The sequence below is a fragment of the Thermotoga sp. 2812B genome, assembly GCF_000789335.1.
GTDB lineage: Bacteria > Thermotogota > Thermotogae > Thermotogales > Thermotogaceae > Thermotoga > Thermotoga maritima.
This window is the reverse complement of the sequence record NZ_CP003408.1, coordinates 512,292-531,803: the sequence shown is the minus strand read 5'-3', so window position 1 is coordinate 531,803 and position 19,512 is coordinate 512,292. Positions and strand designations below refer to the sequence as shown.

Genomic DNA, 19,512 nt, shown 5'->3' with positions numbered 1-19,512 from the left:
CACTTCGCTTTTGTGAGGTGATTCCATGAAAAAACTGAAGCCGTGGCTTTTGCTTTCTCCTCTTCTCATCTTCGTGATCATCTTTTTTGTTATCCCAGTCATTCTCACCGTTGTCATTGCCTTCACTGATATGGATTATTCTTTCACATGGAATTTTGTAGGTTTCCAGAATTTCAAAGACATTTCCACGGATTTTATAATTCCAAGAGTGATCGCAAACACTTTTATTTATACCTTCGGGACCCTGGGACTGTTCAACCTCGGTACCGCTCTTTTGCTCTCTCTTCTCACCACATCGATCAGCGATAGATGGGGAAATTTTTTCAGAACTCTCTGGATGTTACCAAGACTCACTCCTTCTGTGGTCTATGGTCTTCTCTGGCTCTGGATGTTCGATCCCACGGAGTATGGACTTGTGAACTTCATACGGGGGCTCTTCGGTCTTCCACCACAGGACTGGCTGCACAGCGCTCCAATGTGGATGATCATATTCGCCAATGGCTTCATAGGTGCTTCGATGGGTATGCTGGTTTTCACAGCGGCGATAAAATCTATTCCAGAAGATTACTACAGGGCAGCTCGTATCGATGGGGCGAGCTGGTTCATGATAGTGAGAAAAATCACTCTTCCTCTCATAAAGTGGCATTTGCTGTTTGTAACTGCCTATCAGACTCTTTCACTCCTTGCTTCGTTCGAATACATTCTCATCATCACGGATGGAGGACCTGTTTACAGAACTGAAGTATGGGCGCTTTACACTTATCACAACGCCTTTTCACACTTCAGATTCGGTTACGGTGCCGCTCTTTCCATCATTTTAGTGATCATAGGTGTGATCTCTGCGTTTGTTTACATGAAATTCTTCGGTTTTGAATCCCTCATGGAAAAGCCGAAGGTCGAGGTGGAATGATGAAGGTCACTTTCTGGCAAAAGAACTCGGAGAAAATCAGGAATCTCATAATAATAGTGATCCTTTTTCTCATAACCTCCCCGATACTGATCGGGTATGTTTGGCTCGTTCTCAGATCTTTCAGCGAAGATCTGGTGAACGGTTTTGTGCCCACCAAACTCACATTGAAGAATTGGAGATTTCTATGGGAAGAAATTAAAGGCTATCCGAACATATGGCAAACTACCCTGAACACGGCGCTTTTAGCGCTTGGTGTGATGGGAGTTGAGGTGGCGATTACAAGTCTGGGTGGATACGCTCTGTCCAGGTACGATTTTCCGGGACGTTCTTCGATGATGAAGTTCATTCTCGCTTTGCACGCCTTCCCGGCGATTTCTCTTATGACGGCTGTGTTCTATCTTCTGTGGACCTTAAAACTTCTCGATACCCTCTGGGGGGTGATTCTCCTCAAAGCTTCTCTGGAGGTACCATGGGGCACTTGGATCATGAAGGGATTTTACGATGGTATACCGTGGGAACTCGAGTGGGCAGGACTCGTTGATGGTTACAGCAGGTTCCAGGTGTGGAGAAGAGTTCTTCTTCCACTTGTAAAACCCGGGATCGCCGTTACAGCTATCTTCGCATTTCTTTCTGGATGGTCTGAGTTTGTCTTTGTGAACACGTTCATCTTCTCGCAGAATCTGTGGACTCTTTCCAAGTACGTGAAAGGCTTCATCGGAGACTACAGATTTGCTGACTATGGTCTCGTGACCGCTGTTGGATTGTTTTACATGATACCAACGATCATCTTTTTCTTCTTCGTCAGCAAACACATGATAAAACTGACCATCGGGGGAGTGAAAGGATAATGCCCAGTATCAGGGTTGTAAATCTGAAAAAGTACTTCGGAAAAGTAAAAGCGGTGGATGGTGTGAGTTTTGAAGTGAAAGATGGAGAGTTCGTAGCGCTGCTTGGTCCATCTGGCTGTGGAAAGACCACGACTCTTTTGATGCTTGCCGGTATATACAAGCCCACCTCTGGTGAGATCTACTTCGACGACGTGCTGGTCAACGACATTCCTCCAAAGTACAGAGAAGTGGGTATGGTGTTCCAAAACTACGCGCTTTATCCTCATATGACTGTTTTTGAAAACATAGCCTTTCCACTCAGGGCAAGAAGAATCTCAAAGGACGAAGTCGAAAAAAGGGTCGTTGAGATAGCCCGGAAACTTCTCATAGATAATCTTCTCGACAGAAAGCCAACCCAACTTTCCGGAGGACAACAGCAAAGAGTGGCGCTCGCAAGGGCTCTGGTGAAGCAACCAAAGGTGCTCCTTTTCGATGAACCACTGTCAAACCTGGACGCAAACCTCAGGATGATCATGCGGGCGGAAATAAAACACCTTCAGCAGGAACTTGGAATCACCTCTGTTTACGTCACTCACGATCAGGCTGAGGCGATGACGATGGCTTCAAGAATCGCTGTTTTCAATCAGGGGAAACTCGTTCAGTATGGAACACCCGATGAGGTTTATGACTCTCCAAAGAACATGTTTGTCGCCTCGTTCATAGGTAATCCTCCAACGAACTTCCTGAGGGATTTCTCTGTCTCCGTGGAAAACAAACAAACGATTTTGAAAAGAGACGATGTCATCATTAAACTGCCAGAACCAGTTGATGTAAAATTGAAGGAAGTCGTTGTCGGCATTAGACCTGAGCACTGCAGGATTTCCCGCGAGCGTGTGGAAAACTCAATTCCCGGTGTTGTCTATGTTGTAGAACCATTGGGAAGGGATATAATAGTGAACGTGAAAACGGAGAAAGGAGAGATAATAAAGGTCTTCGGCGACACTGGAAAAGCCCCACAACCGGGTGAGAATGTATTTCTGGTTCCTGATCTAAGGAAGATTCATCTGTTTAATCCAGAAACGGAGGAAACGATTCTGTAAAAGAAGGTGCAGTTATGATAAAGGGAATAGGAACCAACGTGGATACAAGGAGGGTAAACGGTTCAATAAAAAGACTGGTGAGTGAACTCGAGTTTTTCAAAAGCATAGGATTCGATTACGTGGAGATTCCAGCTGCTGGCCTCGATGTGATAGCACGGGGCAGGATCATTAGGAAAAGGCTTGAGCGAGTGAAAGAACTTCTTTCCAACTACAATTTCCGATACACGGTTCATGCTCCCGATGTGATAAATCTGAAGATAAAAACCAATCCCTGGCATTACCGGGTTATGGAAGCCACAATAGAATTCGCCGGTGAGATAAATGCGGAAGTGGTGGTTTACCATTACGGAGAGGTGGATCATTCGATAGATGTTCCCGAGAGAGTTCAAAGAAAGGCTGAAATCGTGGCTCTCCGTGAATTGGCGGATCTTGCAAAAGAGAAGGGTGTTGTCATAGGCGTTGAAAATGTTGGTCATCCAGTTTCTGAGGTGTTGAAGCTTGTAAGAGCGGTGAATCATCCAAACGTGAAGCTCGTCATAGATGTGGGTCATTTGTTTATAGTTTCAAACTACACCGGTATAGATTTCTACGATGAGTTGAAGAAGGGCCTTCCATATGCAGTTGAACTGCATCTCAGCGATAACTTCGGGGAGTCTCCGCAGACTTATCAAAAAATACCGGATGTAGAAGCCTTTCGTTTCGTCTATGGAATAGGAGATCTTCACCTTCCCATTGGAGAAGGGGATATTCCGTACAACAAGGTCTTCAGGATAATCAGAGAGTCTGGTTTCGATGGTATCGTAATTTTGGAAATAAATTCCATGGACAGATTCGCTGATGAGTATGCGGACTCCCTCAACCTTCTGAGAAGGCGTCTGATTCTTGCAGCAGACAACAACAAGACTAAAAAAAGAAGAAAGGTCAAGTGAGGTTTTTTCTCATCCTTCCGTACCTGTCTGCTGCTTTTAGGGCGAAAAACACATCTTTTGATGTCACAGGTTGGGGTTCGTTGTGTATTGTTTCACTCTTGTCACAGGCTTTCTCTGCCACCCTCATCAGATCCTCGTCCGAAACACCATCAAGTCCTATCTCTGCCAGAGTAGTGGGTAATCCCACTTCTTCACAGAAAGAGTAGACCTCTTCGATCATCTTTCTGGGTTTGTCAGTCAAAAACAGTGATGCGAGAACTCCTACGGCAACTTTTTCACCGTGTAAATACTTGTGGGTATTTTCCAGAACGGTGAGACCGTTGTGAATAGCATGTGCAGCTGCCAGTCCTCCACTTTCGAATCCCAGACCACTTAAAAGGGTGTTTGCCTCAACGATTTTTTCAAGGGCAGGTGTGACAGACTTTTCCTCCACCGACCTTTTTGCGAGTACACCGTATTCTAGAAGTGTCTCATAGCAAAGTCTTGCGAGTGCGTAGGCTGTCATCGAACCTAGTCTTCCCGTCATATTTGGAGCGTATTTCTGTTTACAAGATTCTGCCTCAAACCACGTGGCAAGGGCATCTCCCATTCCAGCCACGAGAAATCTCGTGGGGGCTTTCGCCACAATCTCCGTGTCTACCAGAACGACATCTGGATTCTTTGGCAAAAACAGGTATCTTTTGAACTCCCCGTTTGGTGTGTAAATCACGGAAAGGGCGCTGCATGGAGCATCTGTAGAAGCAATAGTTGGAACAATCACAACAGGCTTTTTCAATTTATAGGCGACCGCTTTAGCGGTATCGAGTGTTTTTCCACCACCTATACCCACCACCACGTCTGTTTCTTCCTCAACAAGACCTGAAAGTCTCTCTATCTCTTCATCTGAGCACTCTCCACCAAAGGTCTGTTTGTTTACCCTGACTTTTGTGAAAGAGCTGAAGAAGTTTCCCCCTAGCACGTTTTTGTCCACAAAATCATCAATCACCACGAATGCCTTTTCTCCAAAACGAGAAAGTTCTTCTTCTTCTAGAATATTGATAGCACCTGTCCCCTGAACATATCTACCTGGAAATATGGTGGTTGTTATCATGATTATCAACTCCTACCGTTATTATCAACTTTAATTGTTAAATTTTTCACGAAGTATAGAAAAATTTTTATTAAGACTTGCAAGAAAGGCTCCATTTTTTACAAGGACGTGACAAAAATGCTTCGAACCTACAATTCAGAATCTATCCTAACCAGATTCGTGTACAACTTCTTTCTGAGCTATGCCACGGCTTGAATGTTAGAGAACAGATGTGTCCTGCATGTGGAGCGCATCACGATAGAAACAGGAACCGTCCGAGTTTATGTCCGTGGACCGTGCTCTGGCGGCGGCTCCCGAAAAGGGTCTACGAGCTATCACGAGTTGAAGCGGGAAGTTTTGCCTCCTATGAAGCGGGGTAGTTCACAATATCAACTGAAGATTCTCTCTAGGATGACAGCCCAGACAGGAAGAGTAAAGATGGCAAAGAAGGTGGTGAGAGTGACACCATAACCCACTGTTTCGCTGTCTCCGCCCAGGGCGGAGGTAAGAACAACTGCGTTTACCGCGGCGGGCATGGCCGTTTCAAGGACGAAAACCTTGGCTGTGAGTCCTTCAAGACCGTAAACCAGAGCGAAAACCAGCGCAATGAAGGGGGCAAAAAAGAGTTTATTCACAACGATAATCCCGCCAATTTTTGAAAGATGCCTTCCCAGTTTCAGTGTGGAGACAGACAATCCCACGTAAAGAAGAAGGTACGGTATAGCAGATTGCTTCAACATCAAAATAGCATTTACAAGCCACTCGGGAAGTTCTCGAAAACTCCAGCCCAATTTTCCGGTTAGAAATCCTGCAATCAGAGCGTACACGTAAGGAAGTTTGAACAGATTTTTGATGTTCACTTCCTCACCGAGGAACATGGGAAGAACTGCAGAGAACATGATGATGTTCAGGGTGGCGTAAACAACTCCGAGAGAAAGTGCTTCTTCTCCCCACAAAGAAAGAAGGATAGGATATCCCAAATAGCCAACGTTCGCGGTAACTGCAGTGACGTGAATCACTTCTTTTTTCTCTTTGAAGAGTCTGGAATAAAGATAGAAGATAACAAAAATAATAGCCACTCCAAGTCCGAATTCTCCAAGGGTTGAAAAACTGGGAGTGTATTCGTTTATGAAGGTAAACGTTACCGTTGGAACCATGACCCAGATTGCAACTTTTGAAACAAGACCCATTGTTTCTTCAGAAAAGACTTTTCCCACTGTGTAGCCGATGAGTATGATAAGAAAAGAAGGAATTATCGCCGAGAATGTCGTGTAGAGCATTCTTTTTCCTCCTTCAAATCCTAACGATCTGTCCTGTATCCGCTGAAAGTCTTGCTTTCAATGCGATCTCGGTGGTAAGAATGGAGTCTTCCGGAGTTACCATACACTTTCCTTGACCACGAATTTCCCTCAAAAAGTCTTCGAAAATCTGCCCTTTTTCAACGAGTGGTACTTCTCTGTGTCCTTTCTCGTCCGTGAGAAACACTCTTTCATTAATGACCTCGACGATTCCTTTGGTTCCCACTATTCTCATTCTGTCGTCATCGTGGGTAGGGGAACCCTGGGGTCTGAGATAATCTATGGAAAGAGAGGCGAAAACCTCGTCTTCCAATGTGAAGTGGCAGAGCGCTGTCGTTTCGAGTTCTCCATGGCCTGAATTGTGAAGACGTGAGTGAGTAGCATAAACGGAGAGAAATTTTTTTCCGGTGATCCAGTGGATCCAGTCAATCGCGTGTATTCCAACCCAGGGAATGGTCCCTCCGTATGTTTCCCTCTTTTTGTAAAAATCTGGTCTTTGTCCGAGTTTGTATGACTTCTGTGTGTTCACAAGTCTGATTTCACCCACAGCACCTTCACTGACAAGTTTTTTGGCGGTGAGAAAATGTGGCCGGTATCTAATACCAAACATGGCTGTGAAGAAAACCTCGTTCCTCACCTTCTGATAGACAGACCTGATCTTTTCCAGATCTTCAAAGGTGGTAGCTATAGGTTTCTCTACGAAGGCGTGGATTTTCCTCTCTAAAGCTTCTAGCAGGATCTTTCCGTTCAGAGAAAAAACGGTATTTATAACCAGAATATCGGGTTTTTCTTTTTCTAACATTTCCCACCAGTTGTTGTATTTCTTCGGTTTTATGTTCATTTCAGATATAGCTTTTTCCAGCTTTGACAAATCTTCTTCTGGTACCCCTGGTGCGATCCCGGTAATGGAACACTCCTCGTCGAGTCCTTCTAAAGCATATCTGAAATGACCAGAGGAGCCAATTACGCATATCTTCAGCATGTTATCTCCCCTTCGAGCCCCTCGAAGTTTTCAAGCTTTACTTCTTCACCACGCTTCGCCCACGGTAGATTCAGTTCAGAAAAGATTTTTTCCTCCTCGTAGGCTCTCTCCATGGCCTCTTTTAATCCTTCTACCCAAATCATAGGAGGTTCTCCCTCTACTCTCTTCAATTCTTTTGGAAAATCCTGGATTTCTTTCATGGAAACGTGTGCTCCATTTATAGCAATTGTGTGGGCCATGGCTGATTCAAGGGTACAGATGAATTCCTTTCGCCCCCTCGCTGCATCTACCACAACCCAGAGTTTTCTCATACTACCATGATCTGTTGGACCGTAAATCTCTTTTCTACCATCTTCATAAACAACGAGAAGATTCTCTTCACTTTCAGGATATTCCGGGTAATTACATATGACCCGGGCCTTTTCAAATCTGTATTCAAAAACAGGTCCTTTACGTTCTTTTACAGCGTGTGTTGCGAAGAAAAGAACGGGTATCTTTCTCACAGTCATTTTCAAAGCACAAGTGTCGAAACTTTCTATGTCGTTGGCTCTGTAGAGTTCCGCAACCATACTTTCAGGATACGCACTTTCTTCCATTTTTTCGCCCAGCAAGAAAAGCATGTTGTGCAGAAAGTGTGCTGTAGCGTTTCCTGCCACACTGTCTAAAACCCATCGATTGTTCACCTTCAATTTTCCTGCCCAGGAGTTTCTTCTGTAATAAGCCGTATCTCTTGGCCAGAGGACAAGAGTTTTAAAAAGAACCGGCTTTCCAAATTTTCCAGCGAGAATATCCTCCTTGAGCTTGAGAACCGCAGGATTGTAGGACCACTGATAACCTATCGCTACGATCTTTCTGTATTTTTCTCTGCATTCGATCATCTTTTTTACTTCCTTTACAGTAGCTGCAGCGGGTTTTTCACAGAGCACGTGACTTCCGTTTCTGACTGCCGTACAGGTTTGCTCGCAGTGATAATGGATAGGAGAAGAAATGATAGCAAGATCTGCTGTATGGTGAGAGTAAAATTCTTCGAGTGTGTTGTACATAGGAACGTTTAACGAACGGAGTTCATCATAGAACCTGCTATTCTGTGGATACGGATCCACTACACCAGATATTCGAACACCTTTTTCTCTTCCTTCTCTCAGTATGTACTCTACATATTTGTTACCGTAACCTCCGATACCCACGAGAACCACAGAGATTTCTTTCATGAGTCGTTGCCTCCTTCTCATCTGAAAACTTCTCTCCTCATGAAGCTGTTCCATACCGTTTCGAACCAGGTATCTTCCCTTGGAATTTCCTTCACAGGATCCCAGAAAAATTCACACTTGTTTTCTTTGTAACGAACTCTCTGAATTTTCTTGTTGAAAGATTCGCCGGCCAGGCTGTATCTGAACATCTCTGGTAGATTTGGGACGGGGAGTTCTCCAGTCGGATCGTGAACGATGTAAGAACCTCTACTCTTTCCACCCGATTCTATGTAATTTTCAACCGCTGAAAGATACACGTATTGTGTGAGAAGAACGTCGTAGAGTCTGAATGCGAAAGGAAGTTGTCTTATAGAGGAGAGTTCTACTTTTTCAATCAGATTATTGAAATCTCTGAGGGCCTCGTTTTTCCCTTTTCCCGCTTCTTCAAGAGATCTCACTATACCCATACTTCTCATGGAACGCTCGCTTATCTCTTTGAGAATGGATGACACATTGGATTTTCCAGTGATTTTTTTCACAAAACTTTCGCCCAGTTCAATTTTTTTGAGGATTTGATCTTTCGCCTCTTCCAGAATTTCCTCTTCACGCAGAGGATCACCGGAGTAGTTCTCTACTATGTACTGGGCGGCCCTTACTCCTCCAACCTGTCCAGAGTTCAGAGCGCTACCCCCGGGTCTGTATACTCCATGGGATCCGTTCACTTCTCCAACTGGGAAGAAATGTTTCAGATTGCTTTCCCACCAGATGTTTCCGTGAAGACCTCCGTTGTTGTGCTGCGCACAGACTCCGATTTCTAAGTATTCTTTTCTCAGATCTATTCCGTGCTGTAAATAGACTTCTATCGCGGGTCTGTTCATTTTTTCAAGCCTGTCTATGGGTCGACCAAAGAGAGCACCTGAATTTTTCAGGTATTCGTACGCTTCTTTTCCAAGAAGGGAGAAGTCCAGTTCTCCGTTTTTGCTTCCCCAACCTGGGTTTTTCGTGAAATCCAACCAGACTCTTCTACCTTTGATCACTGTCTCGTAGAACACAAGAATGTCTATCAAAGAGGAACCGTAGTTTTTTATCTTTCTCACATCGAACGGCCACTGATAACCTTTCAAGAAGATGGCGTTCAGCATCGTGGAAGGATCCGGGAAGTACTCTTCAAGGAACTCTCTTTCATCGTTTCCATTTTCATCCGTAGAAACGTACCTCGGTATGACCTGTTGATAGGTACCAGACAAATTCCATCTGAACTTTTTGGAAGCGATTCCAAACTGCCATTCCGTCAGATTCTTCCCCATAACCCCCGCTTCGAAAGCGATACCCGTGGCTCCAAAATGCACAGGAGGATAAACCGAGTGGAAATAGAACATTCCCGCAGGTCCACCGGTTGCATAGATTATGTTTTTCACGTTGAAGAGAACGTATCTCTTTTCCGGATCATCGATATTGTTCAGATCGAGTGCGATGAGGCCAATTGTTTTCTCTCCGTTCCTGTCTGTTAATATACCAATCACCTGGTAACCTTCAAGGATCTTTATACCCTTTCTTCTAATCTCCTCCAGAAGTTTTTCACACATGTAATAGGAAGTCAGAGGACCTGCAGAGGTAGCGCGCTGTTTGGGATCATGATCTGTCTTGTATCCAACGTACTCACCGTACCTCGAATGGGGAAAAGGAACCCCAAGTTCCACGAGCCTGAAAAACGCCCGGGCCGAAAGGGCAGCTTCAACGAGTGCGATGTCACCGTCCATACTTCCTCCGTTGAACAATGTTTCAGCAAGTTCATAAACGGAATCAGGTACATTACCTGCAAGCGTGAGCTTGTAGTATGTTTGCTTGTCAGAGCCAGTGTTTCTGGATGTTCCCCATTTCAGGTTATCCGTTAAAAGTGCCACATCTTTCTGGCCAAAAGAGAAAACCCTATCTACCGCATTCAAACCTGCAGCACCAGAACCCACCACGATAGTATTGAGAGAGAAAATTCTCAGGGTGTATTCGTTTAACTTAACAACCGACTCTCTCATGATTTCTTGCTCTCCTCCATCTTTCTGTATATGGGAAGGTACACTTCACCATCTCTGACAACACAACCACAGCTTTCTCCCGCAGCTTTCAGTTCCGCGCACTTGTTACAGGTGATACAGACTTTTTTCGGATCGAGTTTCCCCTTTGTCAGTATGTCTTTTGGATAATCTGGGTACGCGAATGTCATTCTTCCAAAACCCACAAAGTCGCACCAGCCGTTCTTCAGCATACCGGCTGCAACGTAGGGTGCGAACTGTCTGAACCAGGTGAAGCCGCTCGCAACAACGAGCGTTTTTGAAAGAGTTTCTTTGGCCAGTTTCGCCAGGTTCAGAAGTCTCATGGCTCCAACGATGGGATGCTCAGGAGGATTGTACTTTCCCATTTCATCATACGGTCTGTTTATATGAGGTTTCAGATACGGTGTGGAAGCGGTCACGTTGATTATTTTCACACCGAGTTCTTCCAGTTCTTTCAGAAGTCTTCCAGGTTCTGTGAAATCGAGTGTTCCCTCTTCTGTCGATCCCCACCCGTATGGGTAAGGAATGAAGTCAGAAAGGTTCAATCGCACGGTAATGTCTATTTCGACTTCCTTTCTAACGAGTCTTACGATGTCTTTCAGAAGTTTTGTTCTGTTTTCGTAGGAACCTCCATATTTTCCCTCGCGTGTGTGTGCTGCAAGTAGTTCGGAAAGAAGGTATCTGTGACACGCTTTAATATCAACCGCATCGAAACCAGCTGTTTTTGCAAATTTTGCAGCTCTCAGGTATTGTTCTTTCAAACTGTCCAGTTCTTCATCGGACATGAGGGGAAAATCCTCTGTTATACCGTATTTTTCATCTAAGAATTTATCGTGAAAGAGAATCTTTCTGTTCTTTCCGAACCTTCCAGGATGGGTGAGCTGGGCTACAACGTACGGTTCAAAGCTGTTTGTTTTCAAGGAAACACTTTTTATCTCTGCAACAAAGCTTCTGAAAGAGTTCACAGTTTCTTCTGTCAACATTAGTTGTCTGTCGTTTCCCCTCGCTTCCCTGGAAACGGCAATGGCTTCCACCCATATCACACCAGCTCCACCTTCGGCAAGTTTCCTGTAACGCCTCAGTGTGAGGGGACCAGGGGTTCCATCGAGCTGTGCGTCGTTTCCTTCCATAGGTTGATCAACGAACCTGTTCGGGATTGTCTTTGAACCAAGATCAACAGGATCTCTGAAAACATCGAAATCATCCAACAGTGGAAGATCCATTCCCAACGTAATAGCTTCCCAGCGCATCTCTTCGATTGTTCTGTATTTGAACCTTTTTTTCACTCAGATTCACCTCACACCTTGAACTTCTGAACGAGCGTTGATAGCTGTTCAGAAAGCTCAGACAGTTTTTCAGCGGCCTCAGAGACCTTGGCAGCAGATTCGGTTTGATCTTCTATGAGAGATTCCATTCTATTGAGGCTTTCCACAACTCCTTCAACGATCTTTGTAACGTTGTCCATAGCGCTTGCCATCTCTTCAGCAGCCGCTCCCTGCTCCTGCGCGGTGGCAGCTGTGTTCTCTATCATGCTGTTGATCTCTTCTATCCTTCTAAGGATCTCTCTGAATCTCTTTGTGACTTCTTCTCCCATCACCGCTATCTCGTCCACTCCTTCGAACATCTCTTTCGAACCGTTCTCCACGTGTTCTATCGTTGTTCTCAGGCTGCTCAGCATCTTCGCTATGTCTTCTGTCGCCCTCTGGCTCTCTTCTGCGAGTTTCCTTATCTCGTCTGCCACCACCGCAAAGCCTCTTCCCGCTTCCCCAGCTCGAGCTGCTTCTATCGCTGCGTTCAACGCGAGCAGGTTCGTCTGCTCTGCTATCGAGCTGATCGTGTCCACTATCTCTCCTATCGTCTTGGCCGAGTCAACGAGTTCTCTCAGGTAGTCCCTTTGTCTCTCAGCTGACCCTTTGAGTTTGTTTATGACTCCTCCCACCGCTTCTACTCTCTCCGCTCCTTCTCTTGCCGCTTTCGTCACAGCTTCTGACCTTTCTGTCAAATCCTGGGTGATCTTTGAGATGTTCTGAGCACTCGCTGCTACTTCTTCTACGCCGCTCGTCACTTCTGTCAGCGCACTGCTCATGTTGTTCGCCTCGTCCAGTATCTTCTTGGCTTCTTCGTGCAGGTTCTCTGACATCTTGTGGCTCTCTTCTGAGAGAACTTTTATCTCTTCTGATGCACCGCTTAGCTCTCTTGCCGCTTCTATGATGCTCACTATCATCTCTTTGAGTGAGAGTGCCGCTTCTTTCAGGCTCTCTTCTATCTGGGTCAGCTCGTCTCTTCCTTTCGCTTCAAACTCTACTGTCAGGTCCCCTTCTCCAAATCTCTTCACTTTCTCCACTTGCTGCCTCATTCTCTTCACTATCGGCATCATCGAGATAAACAGAACTGCAAAGATCACTCCGCCAAACACTACATACGTCACTATCGTCCCAAGGGTCGCTTTCCTTCCTTCTGCAAGAAGTTCTTCCAGGTACCCTGTTGAGAAGATGTAGAAGTCGTACCCGGGCACTTTCTCCCATACGGTGTATTTCTTCTCCCCGTTGTATTCGTATTCTACGTATTTCTCTCCACCGCTCTTTGCTTCCTCGAATGCTTTCTCAAAGCCGCCTAACTCCTTCACGTCTTTCATGAAGTTTCCCATGTCTTTGTGGATCAGTACCTTTCCGTCGCTTGTGACAAGTACTCCGTACCCACTCTTACTTGCCTTCCCTTCTTCTACAACTGCCTTCCAGAGATCGGAGTTTTCGGAAAGATTTATTCCAAAACCCACAATCCCGGTACGGGTATTCATAGTTTCTATGGGAACCACTACGGTCAGGACGGGCGTTCCCTGAAAGGTTTCTGGTATCAAAACGTAATCTTTGTTTTCGACCAGTTTAACGTACCGCTCATATTTACTGTAATCTTCTCTCACCGTTCTTTCTTTGGTAATAATGGCAGCACTTTTGTTCAGGGTAAGGACAGCAAAACCAAAAGCAAAAGTTCCCTGATCTTTCTCAACGGTTGGCTTCATCTGATTCGCTATCATGAATGCCTCAAAAAATTGCGAACCAAGATAGGTGGCAGCTGCTTTTGATATGTTTATGATGTTCACGATTTTTTCGGAAATGAATTTTGAGAGAGCGCTTGTTTGGTTTGATATATTTTCTTTAACAGTGTTAATTATCGACGTAGAGACATTATTATAGAGGAAACCGAAGCTTACGATCAATCCAGATGCGAGGACTAACATTATAATTATGACTTTCAATCTCAAAGACATACCTTCTCCTCCCTTCCAGAGTTTTATTCAGTATTTCAATCCACCTGCCATTATACCTCTCATGAAGAATCTCTGGAAGAGGAGGAAAATAATCAAAGTAGGTATTATTGTCAAAGTTGAGAAGGCCAGAATCACGTTCCATGGAGTTCCGCCGTATTCTCCCTGTATAGTTGCGAGAGCAAGCTGGAGAGTGTAAAGACTTCTTTTGTTGACAACAAGGAGTGGAAGAACGAAATCGTTCCATCTCCAAGTGAAAGAGAAAATCGAAAGAGCAGCTACCAGTGGCTTCGAGAGTGGGAAGACTATTCTCCAGAAAATTTGCCATTCATTTGCTCCATCGATTTTGGCACTTTCCAGTATTTCATCAGGAATTTCCTTCATGTATTGTATGGCGGTGAACATACCGGTGGGGGTATAAACTGCTGGTATAATCAATCCCCAGAGGCTGTTTATGAGTCCAAGGTTCCTAATCATAACAAAGAGGGGAACCATGATAACCTGTGCTGAAACAAACAGTGTCATTACAACAACTCTGTTGAGGACTATTTTTCCGAGAAAGGTACCCTTGGCAAGGCCGTATCCTCCCATTACACAAACTACGACAGTTATTACAGTTGCTACGATTGCGACGAATAGAGTATTTTTGAGATAGGTCAAAAGGTCTTGCCCTTGGATGGCTTCTTTGTAAGCTTTCAAAGTGAATACCTTAGGAATTATGGTTGGGGGATAGGAGTAAATCTCACCCAAACTTTTGAAAGATGAAACGATAGCATAATACACAGGTAACATGTAAAGAACAAGGAGTGTTATGAGAAATAACCATTTTATTATAGAAGATATTTTCATCTCTTCTCACCTCGATTCTCTAATTCTTAGAGATATCATAGCTATTATGAAGGATATAAGTAAGAAAACGATAGAAAGGGTGTATGCATAACCTATTCTGAAATGAGTAAAGGCAGTGAGATAAATGTAAAGAGGTGTGACAGTTGTGGCATAACCGGGGCCTCCACCTGTCAAGACATATATGGTCGCGAAATCTCTAAATACATGCGCAATAGACGTGACAAGAACTAGAAGATTGGTATTTTTCAAAAGAGGAAACGTGATTTTCCAGAATATCTGCCATCGATTTGCACCATCTATCATGGCTGCCTCATAATATTCATTTGGAATGTTTTGCAGACCTGTTATAAACATCATCATAAGTAACCCCGTCATTCCCCAGGTTCTGACAAATACTATGGACATAGTAGCAGGTGTGGGAGACAAGAGCCAGGGTACAGGTTTCAATCCTACAATTCTGAGCAAATAGTTCAGCAATCCTGTGTCATAGGAAAGCAACCATTTCCACATGGTCGTTCCCGCCACAGCTGGCATCATGTAAGGCCAGTAAAAGAGTGCTCTTAACACCTTCGAAGATGTTGTCTCTCTGTGAAGAGCAAGTGCTAAAAAAAGTGGTATAAAGAATGTGAAAGGCACTGTGATGATCAGTAGTTTGAGTGATATAAGAATAGAATTCCAAAACATTTTGTCTTTGAACATCATCAGAAAGTTTTTGATGCCGGCAAACTGAGGGGGAGATAGTAAATCCCAATTGTAAAAACTCATAACAAAAACACTGACGATGGGTATCAGAACGAAAAGACTAAGGAAAACAAACGCGGGTATGACGAATATGAACCTGCTCTTTACCAGCTTATAGAACATCAAATTACCTCCTCAGTCTTTTGTGTTTTGTGAAAAAGGAGGGGGTATTCCCCCTCCGGGATTATTTCTTTCCAACTTCTGCTACTATTTTGTCGTATTCATTCCGAAGCACCTTTATAACATTGTCCACTGTCGTTTGTCCGGCTACCAGAGCAGACATCTGACTGACTATTGGAGACTGTAATCTGGACCAGACAACAGAATTTCTTATGGTGACAACCCATTCCGGTGTGTTGTCTATCATATCGCCACAGACTTTCTGAACCTGATCCATGATTGGATTTCCATATTCCACATGGTGATTTTTGTAGGCAGACATATGAAATGTAGTCTTCAAATAGATGTCATAGCCGAAACCTTTCCAGCCAGCCCACAGCGCGAATTTAGCAGCTGCTTCTTCTCTGGCTTTATCACCCGTTTTGAAAGCACCGAAGAACCTTCCACCTTCGATACTCAGCCAGTACATATCTTTTGGAAGATAAGCTGGCACAAAGTTTTTACCTTCGATTGAAAGAAGATCGGCTGTGCTCCAGCTTCCAGCCCACAGAACTGCTGTCAATCCTCCTCCAAATGCCATGTTTGGATCCTGAGCAGAGATCCATTCGGCGGGAACCATGAGACCTTCTTTAAACATGTTTACAAAATCCTGAAGCAGCTGTTTTGCTCTTGGATCCTTATCCAGTGTAAAATCGAGATTTTCATCAATTATTTTGACTCCTCTGATCGCCATGTATGCGAACAATCTTTCGGCAGTTCTCTGCATAGAGAGAGCGTAAGGAATACCGTTCGCTTCTTTCACTTTTTTCAAAGCCAAAATGAATTCTTCCCATGTCCAGGGTTCTTCTCTTCCTCCAAAAGGTGGATAGGGGACGCCTGCTTTTTCGAAATAATCTTTGTTTACCCAGAGACATTGTGCTGTGAAATGCAAAGGAACATATTTGATTTCTCCATCGTTTGTGGTTATACGATTTCTTACAACATTGTAGAGAGATTTTAGGAAATCATCAGGTGTGATTCCGAGATACTTTTGAATGTAAGGCCTCAGATCGAGCATGTATTGCATGTATCCAGGTGCATATGGATATGTAATCGTCACAAGGTCCGGGAGATCACCACTCAGTATTCCTAATCTTATTTTCTGCTCATAAGAACTGTAAGGAACATCCACAAGTTCGATCTCGACATCTGGATTCAATTTCTTGTATTCGGCAACTACTGCTTCAAGACCCTTTCTTTCGGTACCTCCTCCACACCATATGGTGAGTTTCACGGCATTGGCCAGTACCGGTAAAAGTATCAAAGAGATCAAAAGAACAAGCTTGAGTTTCCGCATAACTCTCCCCTCCTGACATAGGATTTGATGTCTGATACTTCAAAGGGATTTTATCACTGAGTTTTCACCTGTGTCAAGTTCAATTAACTTGAAACACAATCGATTATGAGAGGTTAGGAACAATTATGCCTAATTATTGTATATGTTCTTATGAAACCAAAATATTGACTCGAGTTGAAAAAATGTGGTAACATCACTGACGTGAAAATTTGAAACATCAGATATCTCAGTAGGGAGGGATGCTCATGAGGTTTTCTCGTGTGGTTTCTTTAGTATTGCTTCTTATTTTCACAGCTGTTCTAACTGGTGCTGTAAAAGCTTCTCTCAATGACAAACCTGTGGGATTTGCATCCGTGCCGACGGCGGATTTACCGGAGGGTACAGTTGGTGGACTAGGTGGTGAGATCGTTTTTGTCAGAACAGCGGAAGAACTGGAGAAATACACAACAGCAGAAGGAAAGTACATAATAGTCGTTGATGGAACGATCGTTTTTGAACCAAAGAGAGAAATTAAAGTTCTTTCAAACAAAACGATCGTGGGAATAAACGATGCAAAGATAGTCGGTGGTGGCCTTGTGATAAAGGATGCCCAGAATGTGATCATAAGAAATATTCATTTTGAGGGTTTTTACATGGAGGACGATCCTCAAGGTAAGAAGTATGATTTCGACTATATCAATGCAGAAAATTCTCATCATATTTGGATCGACCACTGTACCTTTGTCAATGGCAACGATGGTGCAGTGGATATTACAAAATACTCAAACTATATCACTGTTTCATGGTGTAAATTTGTGGATCACGACAAAGTCTCCCTCGTTGGTTCCTCCGACAAAGAAGATCCTGAACAGGCAGGGCAGGCTTACAAGGTCACGTACCACCACAACTACTTCAAGAACTGTATTCAGAGAATGCCCAGAATTAGATTTGGAATGGCACACGTGTTCAACAACTTCTACAGCATGGGCCTGAGAACAGGTGTCTCTGGAAACGTCTTCCCCATTTACGGTGTTGCTTCAGCGATGGGAGCGAAAGTCCACGTTGAAGGAAACTACTTCATGGGATACGGTGCTGTGATGGCAGAGGCGGGAATTGCGTTCCTTCCCACCAGAATCATGGGTCCCGTGGAAGGTTATCTGACGCTCGGTGAAGGAGATGCAAAGAATGAATTTTACTACTGTAAAGAACCTGAAGTGCGTCCTGTTGAGGAAGGAAAACCCGCTCTCGATCCACGCGAGTACTACGATTACACGCTTGATCCAGTTCAAGATGTTCCAAAAATCGTCGTGGATGGAGCAGGAGCAGGGAAACTGATGTTTGAAGAACTAAATACGGCTCAGTAATTATCATCAACCAATCCGTTAACATTTGGAGGGGGGAGACCCCCTCTTTGTATTTGAACCATTACCCGGAATTTAGAGGAGGTGCACACATGCCTACCATAGTATTTGTAGGAGCGGGGAGTGTGAGGTACACGATCAAGCTGGTAGGGGACCTGGCGAAGACACCGGATTTGTATGGGTCAAGACTGGTACTGATGGACATCGACGAAGAAAGGTTGAAAGCAACGTACATTCTCGTCACAAAGTACCTCAGAGAACTGAATGCAGAGTACACAGTGGAACAGACGACAAGCCTTGAGGAGGCACTTGAAGGGGCAGAGTTTGTCATCAACACAGCACTCTACAGGGCACCTGGACATGAAGACGGGTACGTGCACTACGAGATCATGAGGGAAGTAGGGGAAAGACACGGTTACTACAGGGGAATAGACAGCCAGGAGCTGAACATGGTATCGGACTACTACACTTTGAGCAACTACAACCACCTGAAGATGAGCCTTGATATAGCAAAGGCAGTGGAGAAGATAGCACCGAATGCGTGGATACTGCAGACGGCCAATCCTGTTTTTGAGATCACACAACTTGTGAAGAGGCTTACGAAGGCGAAGATAGTGGGTTTCTGCCACGGGTATGCGCACGTGTTCCACCTTGCGAAAGTACTCGGTGTGGAGCCAGAGGAATTAGACTGGCAGGTGGCAGGGGTGAACCATGCGATATGGATGAACAGGTTTAGATGCAGAGGGGAAGATCTCTATCCGAAGCTGGACGAATGGATAGAGGAGAACGCATCGCGATGGGAGCCGAAGAATCCATGGGATGTGGACTTTTCACCTGCAGCGATAGACATGTACAGGTTCTACGGGATGTACCCGATAGGGGATACAGTGAGGAGTGGGACATGGAAATACCACTACGATCTTGAGACGAAGAAGAGATGGTACGGGAAGTTTGGAGGGATAGACAACGAAGTGGAAAGGCCGAAGTTCTACGAGAGTTTGAGGGAGCAGAGGAAGAGGCTGATGGAACTTGCGAAAGAAGTAGAGAAAGATCCGACGATAGAGCTGACGAAGGTGTGGCCTGAGGTGTTCACAACAGGCAGTGAGAGTGTAGAACAGCACATACCTTTCATCAACGCGCTTGTGAACGACAAGAAAGCGAGACTTGTATTGAACATAGAGAACAGAGGGGTGATAAAGGGAATACCGGACGATGTAGTGGTGGAGGTGCCGGTGGTAGTTGATAAAGAGGGGATACATACGGAGAAGATAGAGCCTGATCTTACAGACAGGATCAAGAAGTTCTATCTTCTTCCAAGGATACTCAGGATGGAGTGGGCACTTGAGGCGTTCATATCTGGTGACAGGAGGGTTCTTGAGGAGATCCTCGTCAGGGATCCAAGAACCAGATCCTACGAACAGGCCGTTGCTGTCATTGACGATATTCTCAACCTCCCCTTCAACGAGGAAATGAAGAAACATTACTCAAAAGGAGGAAAGAATTGA

The 19,512-nt window shown here is 44.6% G+C and carries 16 protein-coding genes; 6 read left to right on the top strand and 10 right to left on the bottom strand.

The features are described 5' to 3' along the window. Nucleotides 1-25: 25 nt before the first annotated feature. Genes T2812B_RS02700 through T2812B_RS02685 form a run of 4 tightly spaced genes read left to right on the top strand, consistent with a single transcriptional unit; the run spans nt 26 to nt 3,766 of the window. Entirely contained in the window at nt 26-910 is an 885-nt protein-coding gene (locus T2812B_RS02700; protein ID WP_004083273.1) for a carbohydrate ABC transporter permease, read from the top strand. Continuing rightward, a complete protein-coding gene (locus T2812B_RS02695; protein ID WP_004083275.1) occupies nt 910-1,758 on the top strand; it encodes a carbohydrate ABC transporter permease in 849 nt (282 codons plus the stop codon). Before T2812B_RS02700 ends, T2812B_RS02695 begins: the two co-directional genes overlap by 1 nt. Continuing rightward, nucleotides 1,758-2,837, top strand: coding sequence for an ABC transporter ATP-binding protein (locus T2812B_RS02690; RefSeq protein ID WP_004083278.1), 1,080 nt, complete (start codon nt 1,758-1,760; stop codon nt 2,835-2,837). The genes T2812B_RS02695 and T2812B_RS02690 overlap by 1 nt, the downstream gene beginning before the upstream one ends. A 14-nt stretch (nt 2,838-2,851) precedes the next feature. Continuing rightward, on the top strand, nt 2,852-3,766 hold the full coding sequence (locus tag T2812B_RS02685; protein WP_008192002.1) for a TIM barrel protein: 915 nt from the start codon (nt 2,852-2,854) through the stop codon (nt 3,764-3,766). Here T2812B_RS02685 and T2812B_RS02680 read toward each other — a convergent pair. The 10 genes from T2812B_RS02680 to T2812B_RS02635 form a co-directional block, all read right to left on the bottom strand. Beyond that, nucleotides 3,759-4,856 carry a glycerol dehydrogenase gene (locus T2812B_RS02680; protein WP_008192004.1) on the bottom strand — a complete coding sequence of 366 codons (1,098 nt, stop codon included), beginning with the start codon at nt 4,854-4,856 and terminating at the stop codon, nt 3,759-3,761. The genes T2812B_RS02685 and T2812B_RS02680 overlap by 8 nt on opposite strands. A gap of 368 nt (nt 4,857-5,224) precedes the next feature. Continuing rightward, nucleotides 5,225-6,115, bottom strand: a complete 891-nt coding sequence (locus T2812B_RS02675) for an AEC family transporter (RefSeq protein WP_008192009.1) — start codon at nt 6,113-6,115, stop codon at nt 5,225-5,227. A gap of 13 nt (nt 6,116-6,128) precedes the next feature. Continuing rightward, the gene (locus tag T2812B_RS02670) at nt 6,129-7,115 is read right to left on the bottom strand and encodes a Gfo/Idh/MocA family protein (protein ID WP_008192011.1); all 987 of its coding nucleotides are present in this window, start codon (nt 7,113-7,115) and stop codon (nt 6,129-6,131) included. Beyond that, the gene (locus T2812B_RS02665) at nt 7,109-8,326 is read right to left on the bottom strand and encodes a Gfo/Idh/MocA family protein (RefSeq protein WP_008192013.1); all 1,218 of its coding nucleotides are present in this window, start codon (nt 8,324-8,326) and stop codon (nt 7,109-7,111) included. The genes T2812B_RS02670 and T2812B_RS02665 overlap by 7 nt, the downstream gene beginning before the upstream one ends. Nucleotides 8,327-8,343: 17 nt before the next feature. After that, entirely contained in the window at nt 8,344-10,338 is a 1,995-nt protein-coding gene (locus T2812B_RS02660; protein WP_008192015.1) for an FAD-binding protein, read from the bottom strand. Further along, nucleotides 10,335-11,642 (bottom strand): NADH:flavin oxidoreductase, encoded by a 1,308-nt coding sequence (locus T2812B_RS02655; RefSeq protein ID WP_008192017.1) that lies wholly within the window; start codon nt 11,640-11,642, stop codon nt 10,335-10,337. The genes T2812B_RS02660 and T2812B_RS02655 overlap by 4 nt, the downstream gene beginning before the upstream one ends. An 11-nt stretch (nt 11,643-11,653) precedes the next feature. Beyond that, on the bottom strand, nt 11,654-13,624 hold the full coding sequence (locus T2812B_RS02650; RefSeq protein WP_008192018.1) for a methyl-accepting chemotaxis protein: 1,971 nt from the start codon (nt 13,622-13,624) through the stop codon (nt 11,654-11,656). Between the two features lie 27 nt (nt 13,625-13,651). Continuing rightward, nucleotides 13,652-14,470, bottom strand: coding sequence for a carbohydrate ABC transporter permease (locus T2812B_RS02645; protein ID WP_008192020.1), 819 nt, complete (start codon nt 14,468-14,470; stop codon nt 13,652-13,654). Between the two features lie 6 nt (nt 14,471-14,476). Beyond that, nucleotides 14,477-15,334 (bottom strand): carbohydrate ABC transporter permease, encoded by an 858-nt coding sequence (locus T2812B_RS02640; protein WP_008192022.1) that lies wholly within the window; start codon nt 15,332-15,334, stop codon nt 14,477-14,479. A 61-nt stretch (nt 15,335-15,395) separates the two neighbouring features. Next, a complete protein-coding gene (locus T2812B_RS02635; RefSeq protein WP_008192027.1) occupies nt 15,396-16,667 on the bottom strand; it encodes an ABC transporter substrate-binding protein in 1,272 nt (423 codons plus the stop codon). Nucleotides 16,668-16,906: 239 nt separating this feature from the next. Between T2812B_RS02635 and pelA the strand changes: the two genes are divergently transcribed. Next, nucleotides 16,907-18,010, top strand: a complete 1,104-nt coding sequence (gene pelA / locus T2812B_RS02630) for a pectate trisaccharide-lyase (protein WP_081501857.1) — start codon at nt 16,907-16,909, stop codon at nt 18,008-18,010. A gap of 89 nt (nt 18,011-18,099) precedes the next feature. Further along, complete coding sequence (gene aglA / locus T2812B_RS02625; RefSeq protein ID WP_008192030.1) at nt 18,100-19,512, top strand: alpha-glucosidase AglA; 1,413 nt, start codon at nt 18,100-18,102, stop codon at nt 19,510-19,512.